Origin of the sequence: Massilia sp. LC238, from assembly GCF_000735635.1 — a bacterium.
Taxonomy (GTDB): Bacteria; Pseudomonadota; Gammaproteobacteria; order Burkholderiales; family Burkholderiaceae_D; genus Telluria; species Telluria varians.
Map to the genome: position 1 here is coordinate 159,875 of NZ_JNNN01000065.1, position 13,338 is coordinate 173,212.

Annotated in this window: 10 protein-coding genes; 7 read left to right on the forward strand and 3 right to left on the reverse strand. The window is 67.7% G+C overall.

Annotated elements, in window-relative coordinates:
- Nucleotides 1-5 precede the first annotated feature (5 nt).
- Genes FG94_RS17575 through cphA (FG94_RS17585) form a run of 3 tightly spaced genes read right to left on the reverse strand, consistent with a single transcriptional unit; the run spans nucleotide 6 to nucleotide 5,626 of the window.
- Nucleotides 6-860, reverse strand: coding sequence for a MaoC/PaaZ C-terminal domain-containing protein (locus FG94_RS17575; RefSeq protein WP_152571022.1), 855 nt, complete (start codon nucleotides 858-860; stop codon nucleotides 6-8).
- Nucleotides 860-3,430 (reverse strand): cyanophycin synthetase, encoded by a 2,571-nt coding sequence (gene cphA / locus FG94_RS17580; protein ID WP_036214278.1) that lies wholly within the window; start codon nucleotides 3,428-3,430, stop codon nucleotides 860-862. The genes FG94_RS17575 and cphA (FG94_RS17580) overlap by 1 nt, the downstream gene beginning before the upstream one ends.
- 12 nt (nucleotides 3,431-3,442) lie before the next feature.
- Nucleotides 3,443-5,626, reverse strand: coding sequence for a cyanophycin synthetase (gene cphA, locus FG94_RS17585; RefSeq protein ID WP_036214279.1), 2,184 nt, complete (start codon nucleotides 5,624-5,626; stop codon nucleotides 3,443-3,445).
- A gap of 313 nt (nucleotides 5,627-5,939) precedes the next feature.
- Between cphA (FG94_RS17585) and FG94_RS17590 the strand changes: the two genes are divergently transcribed.
- The 7 genes from FG94_RS17590 (at nucleotide 5,940) to FG94_RS17620 (ending at nucleotide 13,305) form a co-directional block, all read left to right on the forward strand.
- Nucleotides 5,940-8,216, forward strand: a complete 2,277-nt coding sequence (locus tag FG94_RS17590; protein WP_081926055.1) for an ABC transporter ATP-binding protein — start codon at nucleotides 5,940-5,942, stop codon at nucleotides 8,214-8,216.
- Between the two features lie 15 nt (nucleotides 8,217-8,231).
- Nucleotides 8,232-8,699 (forward strand): DUF1854 domain-containing protein, encoded by a 468-nt coding sequence (locus tag FG94_RS17595; protein ID WP_036214374.1) that lies wholly within the window; start codon nucleotides 8,232-8,234, stop codon nucleotides 8,697-8,699.
- Nucleotides 8,700-8,759: 60 nt separating this feature from the next.
- On the forward strand, nucleotides 8,760-9,827 hold the full coding sequence (locus tag FG94_RS17600; protein ID WP_036214280.1) for an SDR family oxidoreductase: 1,068 nt from the start codon (nucleotides 8,760-8,762) through the stop codon (nucleotides 9,825-9,827).
- Nucleotides 9,828-10,113: 286 nt separating this feature from the next.
- A complete protein-coding gene (locus tag FG94_RS17605) occupies nucleotides 10,114-10,983 on the forward strand; it encodes an alpha/beta fold hydrolase (protein WP_036214281.1) in 870 nt (289 codons plus the stop codon).
- Nucleotides 10,970-11,410 (forward strand): MarR family winged helix-turn-helix transcriptional regulator, encoded by a 441-nt coding sequence (locus FG94_RS17610; RefSeq protein WP_036214282.1) that lies wholly within the window; start codon nucleotides 10,970-10,972, stop codon nucleotides 11,408-11,410. The genes FG94_RS17605 and FG94_RS17610 overlap by 14 nt, the downstream gene beginning before the upstream one ends.
- Before the next feature lie 95 nt (nucleotides 11,411-11,505).
- Nucleotides 11,506-12,042: a pyridoxamine 5'-phosphate oxidase family protein gene (locus tag FG94_RS17615; protein ID WP_036214283.1), complete on the forward strand. Its 537-nt coding sequence runs from the start codon at nucleotides 11,506-11,508 to the stop codon at nucleotides 12,040-12,042.
- A gap of 15 nt (nucleotides 12,043-12,057) precedes the next feature.
- Nucleotides 12,058-13,305, forward strand: coding sequence for a glycosyltransferase (locus tag FG94_RS17620; RefSeq protein ID WP_036214284.1), 1,248 nt, complete (start codon nucleotides 12,058-12,060; stop codon nucleotides 13,303-13,305).
- The last annotated feature ends 33 nt before the right edge of the window (nucleotides 13,306-13,338 follow it).

Here is a 13,338-nt window from a genome sequence, read left to right on the forward strand (position 1 = left end):
CGTGCTCATGCGAGCGCGCAGTGGCCCGTGACTGCCGGCTTGCCGTCCGCTTCCACCACGAATCCGCCGGTCCCGGCAGCCGCACGCAGGATGACGGCGCTGCCCAGGGCCACGGGTGAGCGGAAACGGCATTCGATGCGGGCGGCGCTGCGGCCGCTCTTGTTTTCCAGTGCCGAGCAACACGATGCGAGCGTGTGCATGCCATGGATGATCGGCTTGCGCATGCCCATCAGGCGGGCGCTCCAGCGGGTGAGGTGGATCGGGTTCCAGTCCCCCGAAAGTCGGGCGTAGCGGCGGCCCGCTGCTGCGTCCAGCGTCCACTGCGCCAATGCCCGGCCGGACAGCTCGGGGCCAGCCTCGGGCGGCCTGGTCGCGCCGCGTTCGCCCCGCCGGATGAGGTAAGTACTGGAGCAGCTGAATACCGGCGACCCGGCCGCCATGCCGGTGGTCTCCAGTATGCAGCGCAGGGCGCCACTGGCCGATGGCGGCAGTATCCGCAACACGGTGCGTAGCAGCAGGGCCTGGCCGGGCGCGATCCTGCCGTGCTCCTCGAGCAGGTTGTCCATGTGGACGAGCCCCGCGATCCGGAAGGGAAATCGTGGGTCGAGCATCGTGGCCAGGTGGGCGCGCTGGGCCGGTAGGTACCACCAGGTCAGCGGAATACGGTCGCCCGCGAAACCGAAGGCCGCGCGGTAGCGCCCGATGTCGCCCAGCGGGAGGCTGTCGAGGCGATACTCGGTGACGAGTTCCGGCAGCAGGGCGGGGAGAGGGCGTTGCGGACGCTTGAGCAGCGCCCGCAGCAGGATGCCCGGCCCCATGGACGGCAGCGCCGGCACATGGGTAGCAGGAGCGGCAGGCATTACCCCTCGGCGACGCGTTGCTTGATGTGCGCCAGCGCCGCGTCCACCTGGTCGATCAGGATCAGGCACAGGTCACCGTTCTCGAGGCGCGACAGCGCGCGGTCGATCGCGACGAACTCGCCGTTGATTTCTTCCACGTGGCTGGTGCGGGTAGCGCCGCTCAAGCCCTTGCGCAGCAAGGCGACCACCTCGCCGTCGGCGCGGCCGCGCTGGCACTGGTCCTGGTACAGCAGCACCTCGTCAAAAGCCTTGCCGAGGATTTCGGTCTGCTGGGTGATGTCCTGGTCGCGGCGGTCGCCGGCGCCGCTGATCACCACCGAGCGGCGCTTGCCCGGCATGCCTTCCACCGCATTGACCAGCGCGGCGATCGCGTCCGGGTTGTGGCCGTAGTCGGCGATGACGGTGGCGCCGCGGTAGTCGAACACGTTGAAGCGGCCCGGCGCGTTGTCGCTCTCGCCGACAAAGGTCTTCAGGCCAAGGCGGATCTTGTCCCAGTCGGTGCCCACGGCCCAGGCCGCGGCCACCGAGGCCAGCACGTTCTCGACCTGGAAGCCGACGCTGCCGCCGCGGGTGATCGGGACCTCCGCCAGGGACACGCGGTGTTCGATATTGCCCTGGGCGGCGACAAGCTGGCCGTCTTCGACGAAGACGACGCGGCGGCCCTGGGCGCGGTGCATCGCCATGATCGGGTGGCCGACGTCGAGCGCGAAGAAGGTGACGTCGCCGCGGGTCACTTCGGCCATTGCCGCCACCGCAGGGTCGGCCGCGTTCAGCACGGCCATGCCCCCGACCGCGACGTTCTGGACGATCACGCGCTTGAGCACCGCGAGGTCTTCGAGCGTGGTGATGTAGTTCAGGCCGAGGTGGTCGCCGGCGCCGATGTTGGTCACCACCGCCACCTGGCAGCGGTCGAAGGCCAGGCCTTCGCGCAGCAGTCCGCCGCGCGCGGTCTCGAACACGGCCGCGTCGACGTCCGGGTGCAGCAGCACGTTGCGGGCGCTGCGCGGACCCGAGCAGTCGCCGCTGTCGATGCGGCGGCCTTCGATGTAGACGCCGTCGGTGTTGGTCATGCCGGTGCGCAGTCCCGAGGCCGTCAGCAGGTGCGCGATCAGGCGTACGGTGGTGGTCTTGCCGTTGGTGCCGGTCACGGCCACCACCGGGATGCGGCCGTCGTCGCCGGGCGCGAACAGGGTATCCATGATGGCTTCGCCGATCGGACGGGGCTTGCCGAACGAGGGCGACAAGTGCATGCGCAGTCCCGGCGCGGCGTTGACTTCGACGATGCCGCCGTGCTGTTCCTCGATGGGCCTCAAGACGCTGTCGCACACCAGGTCGACGCCGCAGATATCCAGGCCGACCATGTGGGCGGCGGCGATGCAGCGCTCCGCGACTTCCGGATGGACGTCGTCGGTCACGTCAGTGGCGGTGCCGCCGGTGGACAGGTTGGCGTTATTGCGCAGCACCACGCGCTGGCCCTTGTCGGGCACCGAGTCGGCATGCATGCCATGCTTGGCGAGCGTGGCCAGGGCGATGTCGTCGAAGCGGATCTTGGTCAGCGAGGTGGCGTGGCCGTCGCCGCGGCGCGGGTCCTTGTTGACCTGCTCGACCAGTTGGCGCACGCTGTGCACGCCGTCGCCCACCACTTGCGGCGGATCGCGGCGGGCGCAAGCCACCATCTTGTCGCCGATGACCAGCACGCGGTAGTCGTGGCCCGGCAGGTAGCGCTCGACCAGGATGTCGTCGCGAAACTCGGACGCGGTGTGGAAGCCCGCGGTCAGCTGCTCCTTGGTGGTGACGTTGACGGTCACGCCCTTGCCCTGGTTGCCGTCCTTCGGCTTGATCACGACCGGCAGGCCGATCTCGAGGGCGGCGGCCCAGGCGTCTTCCGGGTCGCTCACGCTGCGGCCCATCGGCACCGGCACGCCGGCGGCATCGAGCAGCTTCTTGGTCAGTTCCTTGTCCTGGGCGATGGTCTCCGCGATCGCGCCGGTGGCGTCGATCTCGGCGGCCTGGATGCGGCGCTGGCGGCTGCCCCAGCCGAACTGCACCAGGCTGCCTTCGGTCAGGCGGCGAAAGGGGATGTTGCGCGCGACGGCGGCATGCACGATGGCGCCGGTGGACGGGCCGAGGCGCACGTCCTCGTCGACTTCGCGCAGTTTCGCCAGGGCGCCCGCCAGGTCGAAGGCGGCGTCGTTGCGGGCGGCTTCGGCTAGTTCCTGCGCCAGCTCCAGGGCCAGGCGGCCGACGTCTTCCTCGCTGTACTCGACCACGACCTGGTAGATGCCGCGCTCGACGGTGGCGGTGGTGCGGCTGAAGGTGACCGGGCAGCCGGCTTCGGCCTGCAGGGCCAGGGCCACGCGTTCGAGCACCTGGGCCAGCGGCACGATGTCGTCGTGGCCGTAGGGCTGCAGTTCGCCTACCTGCGGAAAGCGCGCGCGCAGGCGCGTCTCGAAGCCGGCCAGGCCGCGGATCGATTCTTCGTCTGGCGTGCAGGAGACGATCGCCTCCACCGAGGTGTGATGACTCCACAGATTTGGGCCGCGCAGGGCCCGTACACGAGATACTTCCATAAACCTTCAGTCTTAAATTGAGTGGGTCGTCTTCTTCGGGGCGGCGTCGAAGGCGCGCAGGCCGCCGCAGATCAGGTCGGAGGGCACGCCCAGCGCCCAGGCCGCCGCCACGGCCGCCAGCACGCTGTCCGGGTGCTTCACCGTCGCCGGCGGGATCCTGGCCAGGTCGAGCAGCACGTCTTCCGTATCGAAGCCTTCGGCCAGCACGATGCGGTTGTCGCGCACGAACACCACGCGTTCGCCTTGCGCGCGATGGTTCGCCACCACCGGATTGTTTTCGTCGAGCGCGTAGAAGATCACGCGGCCGTCCGACAGTTCCGCCAGCGCGGCAACCGCATCAATGGCCGCGTTCAGCACCGCGGTCCCTTCCGACAGGACCACGTCGACCTGGCTGCGGATCACGTTGCGCAGCGCGTCCTGGTCATTGATGTGGAACTCGGCCACGTCCGCCAGGCCTTCCATGTCGGTGACGACGCCCACCAGGCAGCGGTCGTAGGGCAGGCCCGCCGACAGGATCGAGCGCGCGTTCGATTCGAACACGGCGGTCTGCACGGTGCGGTTGATCAGGAGGCGCTGGCCGGCCTCGAAGCCGGTCGAGTCGCGGTTTGAGACCTGGCGCGCGTCGAGGTACAGGCCTTCGCCGTTGGCCACGCCGACGTGCTTGCCGGTGATGTGGACCAGGCAGCCCACCAGGCGCGCGATCAGGCTGGTGCCGAGCGTGCCGGTGACGCCGACCACCGGGATGCGTCCGGTTTCCTCTTGCGCGAACAGGTGGTCGACGATGGCCTTGCCCACGTTGCGCGGCTGGCCGCTGGCCGGCTTGATATGGGCCAGCAGGCCCGGGCTCGAATTGACTTCGATGATGGCGCCGCGCTGTTCGGCCAAAGGACGCGAGATGTCCTCGCACACCAGGTCGATGCCGGCGATGTCCAGGCCGACGATGCGCGCCGCCAGCGCGGCGGCGTGGGCAACCGAAGGGTGCACCAGGTCGGTGACGTCGTCGGCGACGTTGCCGTTCACCTGGATCAGCACCTTCTGGCCGGCCTGCGGCCTTGACTCGGGCGTGAGGCCCTGGCGCTTCAGGTCCAGCATGATTTCGCTGTCGTGCGGGTTGACGCGGCCGAGCGGGTGTTCTTCGCTCTCGCCGCGGCGCGGATCGGTGTTGATCTGGCTGTCGCACAGCTGAAGCACGCTCGAGCTGCCGTCGCCCGTCACCCACAGCGATTCACCCCTGGCGGCGGCCACCACCTCGCGGCCGACCACCAGCAGGCGGTGCTCGTTGCCGGGGATGAAGCGCTCGACCAGGACCGCGCTGCTGTCGCCGGCTTCCGCGGCGATCGCATAGGCGGCCGTCACTTCCGCTTCGCTCATCAGGTTCAGCGTCACGCCGCGTCCATGGTTGCCGTCGACCGGCTTGACCACGACCGGCAGGCCGATGTCCTGGGCTTCTTCCCATGCCTCTTCGGCGCTCCGCACCAGGGCGCCTTCCGGCACCGGCACGCCGCAGGAGGAGAGCAGGGTCTTGGTCAGGTCCTTGTCGCTGGCGATGCCTTCGCCAATGGCGCTGGTGCGGTCGGTCTCGGCGGTCCAGATGCGGCGCTGGGCAGCGCCGTGGCCGAGCTGCACCAGGTTGCCTTCGGTGAGGCGGATCGAGGGGATGCGGCGGTCGGTGGCGGCATCGACGATGTGGGCGGTCGACGGGCCCAGGCACCAGCGGTCGACCAGCTCGGTCAGCGCCTGCACCGTGGCGGCCATGTCGAAGGGCGTGTCGTTGATGGCCGCCATGATCAGGCGGTGGCCGGCTTCGAGGGCGGCCCGGCCGACGATCTCGTCGCGGGTGCGGAACGCCATCTTGTAGACGCCGCGCTGGCCGGTCGAGCGGGTCTTGCCGAAGCCGGTCTTCATGCCGGCCATGTTCTGCAACTCGAGCACGATGTGCTCGAGGATGTGGCCGGCCCAGGTGCCGTCGCGCAGGCGTTCCAGGAAGCCGCCTTCGTAGCCGACGCCGCAATGGTGGACGGCCAGGCCCGGCAGCCAGGTGGTCAGGCGCTCGGTAAAGCCGGGCAGGGTGTTCGAGGGGAAGTCTTCGAGCTCCCCAATGTCGAGCCAGGCCTCGATCACCGGTCGGTAGGTCCAGATGTTCGGGCCGCGCAGGTGGGTCACGCGGAGGAACTTGATGTCGTTCTTCTTGTTCATGAAAAAATGTCTTTGCCAGTCGCGACTGTTGCGCGCAAGCTTGGCGTTACCTTAAATTACCTGCCTGCTGCTACGGTACCCAAAGCCGGTTTCCCGCAGCGCACTTCATGTATACTCGCCGGCCCGAAGCTTATCGGGTCGCTTCCTTTTCTGCCGGAACGCCACCTTCTGTCATCCAAAGGATACGCAGAAACGTTAAGCCTGTTTGTGGAACGCTTCACGCACGGGGGCATCCCGGCAATCCTGTGCCTTGCCAAGTCCCGCCGCTGTTTGTATCCCACCAGAACCAAATGCCTGATCTCGGGCGCAACACATGACAACTCAACAACCTGCTATTCCGTCGTCCCTGGCGGTCGCCGCCAATGTTTTGCCCGAACACTGGCAAAATGACGTTACGAAACAGCTTGCACCAGGGGAAAACGTTTTAAGCAGCGTCGAGGTTGACCTCGATGCGAAATTACATTTCCGGAAGGGGCTGGTAGTGGTCACCAGCCGCCGTTTGCTGGCGAGAAGCCCGGGCGAAGACGCCTGGCGCGACTGGACTTACCGGTCCGGCCTGCAGCTGCGCCACCACGACCATGCGGGTGTCGGCCATCTCGAACTGGTCGATCCAGAGGGCCGCCTGGGAGCCTGGCGCTTCACGCTGGGCCAGAACCTGGGTGCGATCCGGGTGGTCGACCATTTCAACGAACAGCTGAAAAGCGTCGTGACCGGCGTGCCGGTGACGCCGCCGGAACAGCACACCTGCCCGAGCTGCAAGGCCCCGCTCGAGGCCGACGACGCCGAATGCGCGGTGTGCGCCAAGGTGCTGCACACCCCGCCGTCGACCTGGACCCTGTTCCGTTTGTGGCGCTTTGCCCGGCCCTACAAGGGCCAGTTGCTGCTGGGCTTCCTGCTGATGGTGGGCTCGACCGGCGCGCACATGATCCCGCCGTACCTGACCAAGCCGCTGATGGACAACGTCCTGATCCCGTACCAGAACGGCCAAGTCATCGACACCTCGCTCGTCTATGTATATATGGGCGGCCTGTTCGGGGCGGCGCTGCTGGCCTGGGCGCTCGGCTGGGGCAAGACCTACGTGCTGGCGCTGGCCTCCGAGCGCATCAGCGCCGACCTGCGCTCGACCACCTATGAGCACCTGCTGCGCCTGTCGCTGGAATACTTCGGCGGCAAGCGCACCGGCGACCTGATGTCGCGCATCGGCAGCGGTTCCGACCGCATCAGTGTCTTCCTGTCGCTGCACCTGCTCGACTTCCTGTCGGACGTCCTCCTGATCATCATGACGGGTGTGATCCTGTTCAGCATGAATCCCTGGCTGGCGCTGGTGACGCTTGTTCCGCTTCCCTTCATCGCCTGGATGATCCACGTGGTGCGCGACAAGCTGCGCACCGGCTTCGAGAAGATCGACCGCGTGTGGGGCGAGGTGACCAACGTGCTGGCCGATACCATCCCGGGCATACGGGTCGTGAAGGCCTTCGCCCAGGAAAAGCGCGAAGCGGCGCGCTTCCGCGAAGCGAACAGGCACAACCTGGCCGTCAACGACAAATTGAACAAGGTCTGGTCGCTGTTCTCGCCGACCGTCTCGCTGCTGACCGAAATGGGGCTGCTGGTGATCTGGATCTTCGGCATCTGGCAGGTCTCGCGCGGCGACATCACGGTCGGCACCCTGACCGCCTTCATCGCCTACAGCGGCCGCTTCTACGTGAAGCTCGATTCCATGAGCCGCATCGTCTCGGTGACGCAAAAGTCGGCCTCGGCGGCCAAGCGCATCTTCGACATCCTCGACCACGTGTCGAGCGTGCCGGACCCGGTCAACCCGGTGAAGGTCGACAAGGTGGCCGGCAATATCGAGCTGCGCGAAGTCGGTTTCCGTTACGGCAACCGCGCGGTCAACCGCGGCATCTCGCTGAAGATCCGAGCCGGCGAGATGGTCGGCCTGGTCGGCCACTCGGGCTCGGGCAAGAGCACGCTGGTCAACCTGATCTGCCGCTTCTACGACGTGGCCGAGGGCGCGATCCTGCTCGATGGCCAGGATATCCGCACTTTCGCGGTCAGCGACTACCGCCGCCACATCGGCCTGGTGCTGCAGGAGCCTTTCCTGTTCTTCGGGACGATCGCCGAGAACATCGCCTACGGCAAGCCGGGCGCCACCCGCGAAGAGATCATCGCGGCGGCGCGCGCGGCCCACGCGCACGAGTTCATCCTGCGCCTGCCGCAGGGCTACGACTCGATGGTGGGCGAGCGCGGCCAGGGCCTGTCGGGCGGCGAGCGCCAGCGCATCTCGATCGCGCGCGCGCTGCTGATCGACCCGCCGATCCTGATCCTGGACGAAGCGACGTCCTCGGTGGACTCGGAAACCGAGAAAGAGATCCAGAAGGCGCTCGACAACCTCGTGCAGGGCCGCACCACGATCGCCATCGCCCACCGCCTGTCCACGCTGCACCGGGCCGACCGACTGGTGGTGCTGGACCGCGGCGTGGTGGTGGAAGAGGGCAGCCACGACGAGCTGATGGCGCGCGAGGGCGCCTACCACCGCCTCTACGAAGCGCAGGCGCGCAACGTGGACGGGGAACCGGACGATGATAACTAAATGCGGGAAGATAAAATGAGCAGTACTTTCCAACTACGGCGCGACAGCTTCGGCAAGCTGGTGCTCACCACCGCCGAAGGTGAAGAACACGTCGGCGTCATCCCGGTGCGCGCCTTCCCGATCCAGGCGCCGACGCGCGGCATTTCGCTGGTGCGCGAGGGCGGCAAGGAAGTGGCCTGGATCGATGACCTGGCCGAGATGCCGGAACAGGTCCGCGCCCTGATCCAGGAAGAGATCGAAGGCCGCGAATTCATTCCCGAGATCCTGACGATCAAGGATGTGTCGAGCTTCGCCACCCCCTGCACCTGGTTTGTGACGACCGACCGCGGCGACACCGAGTTCGTGCTGAAGGTGGACGAGGACATCCGCCGCATCGGCGAAGCCTCGCTGCTAATTGCGGACAACCACGGCATCAACTTCCTGGTACGCGACATGTTCCATATCGATAAGCACAGCCGCAAGATCCTGGACCGTTTCCTGTAAGACGACTCCATTCGTCCATCCGTGCTACCGTTTTTCCTTTGATACGGAAGGAAAACGGCAATGCAACGAACTGCACTGGTAGTAGGCGCTAGCGGGATCGGCGGGAACTACACGGCGAAAGCCCTGGTGGCGGACGGCTGGCGAGTCTACGGACTGGCGCGCCGTCCCGGCAATGATGTTCCGGGCGTGATCCCGGTCGCGGCCGACCTGCTCGACGAGGCAGGGCTGGCCGCCGCGCTGGCGGATATCGCGCCCACCCACGTCTTCATCACCACCTGGATGCGCCAGGCGACCGAGGCCGAGAACATCCGCGTCAACGCGGCCATGGTGCGCAACCTGCTCTCCAGCCTGTCGAGCAAGAAGTCGCTGCGCCACGTGGCCCTGGTCACCGGCCTGAAGCACTACCTCGGCCCTTTTGAGGCCTATGCCGCTTCCGGCACGCTGCCGGACACGCCGCTGCGCGAAAGCCAAGCGCGCCTGCCCGTCGAGAATTTTTATTACGCCCAGGAGGACGAGGTCTACGCAGCCGCCGAGCGCGACCGCTTCACCTGGACCGTCCACCGGCCACACTCGATCGTCGGCATGGCGGTCGGCAATGCGATGAACCTCGGCACCACGCTGGCCGTGTACGCCACCATCTGCAAGGAGACCGGACGTCCCTTCCAGTTCCCCGGCTCTGGCGCGCAGTGGAACGGCCTGTCCGACGTCACCGACGCGCGCATGCTGGCCAGGCAGCTGGTCTGGGCGGCCAATACCGACGCGGCACGCAACGAAGCCTTCAACATCGTCAACGGCGACGTGTTCCGCTGGAGCTGGCTATGGGGCCGCATCGCCGACTATTTTGGCGTGCAGGCCGCGGGTTTCAACGGCACGGTGCAGCCGCTGGAAAGCGCGATGGCGAACGACCATGCGCTGTGGCGTGACATCGCCGCGCGCCACGGATTGGTGGAAGCCGACCTCGATCGCCTGGCCTCGCCCTGGCATACCGACCTCGACCTCGGCCGCCCGATCGAGGTGATGACCGACATGGCGCGCAGCCGCAAGCTCGGCTTCACGGCTTGGCAGGCCACCGACGACTCCTTCTTCGACCTGTTCGGGCAACTGCGCGCGGCACGCCTGATTCCTTGAGCCTTGTCTCTATGTGGCCGGCGGGTGAGCTGTTGGCTGCGGTGCGGAATTGGAGTGAACAATGCCAGTGGCATTGTTCACGCCTTCGCCGGGATGACGGTCTTTGGGGCAACAGTAAAACAAAGCTGACGTTGTTCTTATAGTTTGCAGTGAGACCGTCGCCCCGGCGAAGGCCGGGGCCTAAGTTCAACTAACTGTTAAGGCATCGCGGCGACATGAGGTTGCGCCGCAAGCTGTACGGTGCTAAATTCGTTAACACGTTAACGAAATAGGCAATATCGCTGCCATGCAAGCCGAACATCTTTCGATTCCCGCCAGCAGGATCCCGGTCGAGGCCAGCTGCTGGTCGGCGCCCGGCGCCGCCGCCACCGTCATCCTGCACCCGGCGACCGCGGTCACCCAGGCCTACTACGCGCCTTTCGCGGCCTGGCTGGCGGAGCGCGGATTCAATGTCGTGACCTACGACTACCGTGGCACCGGGCGCTCGCGTCCGCACAGCCTGCGCGGCTTCAAGGCGAGCATGAGCGACTGGATCGACAAGGACGTCGCCGCCGTCACGCGCTGGGCGGAGGAGCGCTTCCCCGGCTCGCCGCTGCTGGCGGTGGGGCACAGCGTGGGCGGCCATGCGATCGGCCTGTCGCCCGAGACCGCGCGCCTGCGCGCCGCGGTGCTGGTGGCGTCCCATGCGGGCGCCAGCCGCACGGTGCGCGGCTTCGGCGAGCGCCTGCGCGTGCTGGCGCCGCTCCTGTGCGCGCTGTTCGGCTACATGCCGGGACGCCGCATCGGCCTGGGCGAAGACCTGCCGCGCGGCGTCATGCTGCAGTGGGCCCGGTGGACTGCGCTGCCGCGCTACTTCTTCGATGATCCGGCGCTCGACGCCGCGCGCCGCATGGCCCGGGTCGACATCCCGCTCTTGGTGCTGGGCTTCGACGACGATCCCTGGGCCAACCCGGTGGCGGTCGACATGCTGGTGTCGCACCTGAGTAATGCGCAGCTGGAGCGCCGCAACATCGACCCGCGTGCGGCGGGCGTGCCGGCGGCGGGGCACATGGGCTTCTTCCGGCGCCGCTGCGAAGCGGCGCTGTGGCCGCAGGTGGCCGACTGGCTGCACGCCCGGGCCGCGCAGGCGAGGGAGGTCGCGCATGGCGCCCGCTAAACCCCGTTTCGTCCAGCTGCTGAACCGTGCCCAGCGCGCGCTGCAGCGCTGGATCGAGGCGCGGCCCGAATCCTGGGAAGGGATCAGCGCGGCCCAGGTCGGCCTGCTGTTCGTGCTGCGCGCGCGCGGCGACGCCGCGGTGGGGGAGATCGCCACGGAACTGGGCGTGGCGCCGGCCGCCGTCACCAACCTGTCCAAGCGCATGCAGGCGGCCGGGATGGTCGAGCGCGTGACCGATGCGCACGACGCGCGCCTGACGCGCCTGCGGATGACCGGCAGCGGCCAGGAAGCGGGCACCCGCGCCGGCGAAGTGCTGGTCGAGCTGAATGCGCGCCTGAGCGAAGGCTTCACGCCGGAAGAATTGCAGACCGTGGCGCGCTGGCTGGCCCAGGCGGCGGCGCTGGAGCCGGGCGCGTCACAGGATTGACCGGCGTTTCGACCCTCAGTGTACGTCTGTTCACATACCCGCAAGCACATCGCGGGTAGAGTCCTCCTATCCGCTTACGCCTACCGGGAGACTTCATGGATTCGATCAACCGCAACCAGCCGGAACAGAACCGCCTCGACCTCAGCGGCGAGCAGGCCGTGCAGCGCCTCAAGGACATGGCCGACGACGCCGACAGCTGCTTCTTCGTCACCCAGGGCAGCAGCGGCCCGAGCCGTGGCGTGCGCCCGATGAGCGTGCGCGAGGTGGACGACGCCGGCCAGCTCTGGTTCCTGAGCGCCAACGATAGCCACAAGAACGCAGAAATCGCGGCGCACCCGGCCGTGAAGCTGTATTTCCAGCAGGGCGCGCATTCCGGCTTCCTCGAGCTCGAGGGCTATGCGGAAGTGATCACCGACCGCCAGCGCATCAAGGAATTGTGGAACTTCATGCTCAAGACCTGGTTCACTGAAGGCGAGGACGACCCGCGCATCACCGCTATCCGCGTGATCCCGCGCCAGGGCTACTACTGGGACAACAAGCATGGCGACGCGGTGGCCGGCGCCAAGGTCGTGGTCGGCGCGGTGCTCGGCAAGACGCTCGACGATTCGATCGAGGGCACGCTCAGCTTCTGACGGGCGGGCTTTCCGATGCCGCAGCTGCACTTCGTCGTCGTCACCATTGGCTCGGCCGGCGACCTGTTTCCCTTCATGCGCGTGGCGCTGGCGCTGCGCGAGGGCGGGCACCGGGTCAGCATGCTCGGGCCGGTGCAGCATGCGCCTTTCGTGGAGCCGACCGGCCTGGCCTTCCACGGCCTGCCGGCCGACGAAGCGGTGCTCGACCATCCCGACCTGTGGCACCCGACGCGCGGCCTGGCGGTGGTGTGGCGCGCCACGCGCCCGGCGATGGCGCAGATTCCCGCTATCGTGGCCGCGCTGCCGCAGGACGAGCAGGTCGTGCTGATGGCGCATCCGCTCGCGCTGCCGGAAGCGGACCTGTGCCGTGCGCAGCGGCCCGGCCTGAAAGTCGCGGCACTCTACCTGGCGCCATCCAATTTGCCGACCGTGCATGACCCGCTCATGCTCGGGCCGTATCCGGTGCCGCGCTGGGTGCCGCTGGGCGCGCGCCGCTGGCTGTGGCGGCGCATCGGCAAGGCCCTGATCGATCCGGTATCGCTGCCCGACGTGAATGCGGCGCGGGCCTCGCATGGGCTGGCGCCGGTCGCCAGCCTGATCGAGCACATCGTGCAGGTGCCCGACCTGTCGGTGACCCTGTTCCCCGACTGGTTTGCGCCGACCCAGCCAGACTGGCCGCAGCCTCTGGCGCGCGCCGGCTTTCCCTTGTTCGACCCATCGCCCCAGGCCGAGCTGTCGCCGCAGGTGGCGCGCTTCCTGCAGGAGGGGGCCAGGCCGGTGGTGTTCACGCCCGGCACCGGCAACCGCCAGGCGGCCCATTACTTCCGCTGCGCCCTGGACGCCTGCGCCCGGCGCGGCCTGCGCGCCATCCTGTTGACGCCGCACCGCGCGCAGCTGCCGGCCCAGCTGCCGACGCCGGTGTTGTGGCAGGATTACGTGCCGCTGCGCGCCTTGCTGCCGCACGTGGCGGCGCTGGTGCACCATGGCGGCATCGGCACCACGGCCGAAGCCCTGCGCGCCGGCACGCCGCAGCTGGTGGTGCCGCTGGCGCACGACCAGTTCGACAACGCGGCAAGGGTGAGGGCGCTGGGTGTGGGCGCCAGCCTGAACGCTGCCCGACTGACATCACGGCGGCTCGAGAAGCGGCTGGCAGAAGTTGTTGACAATGAAGATGTGAACGAAGCCTGCCGCAAGGTCGCCGCGCTATGCGGACCGGCGGACCTGGCGCCCATGTGCGAGCGCTTGGCCTCGCTTGTGCGCTGAACTGTTGCTAAACGCACGGACAATTTCTTGGAC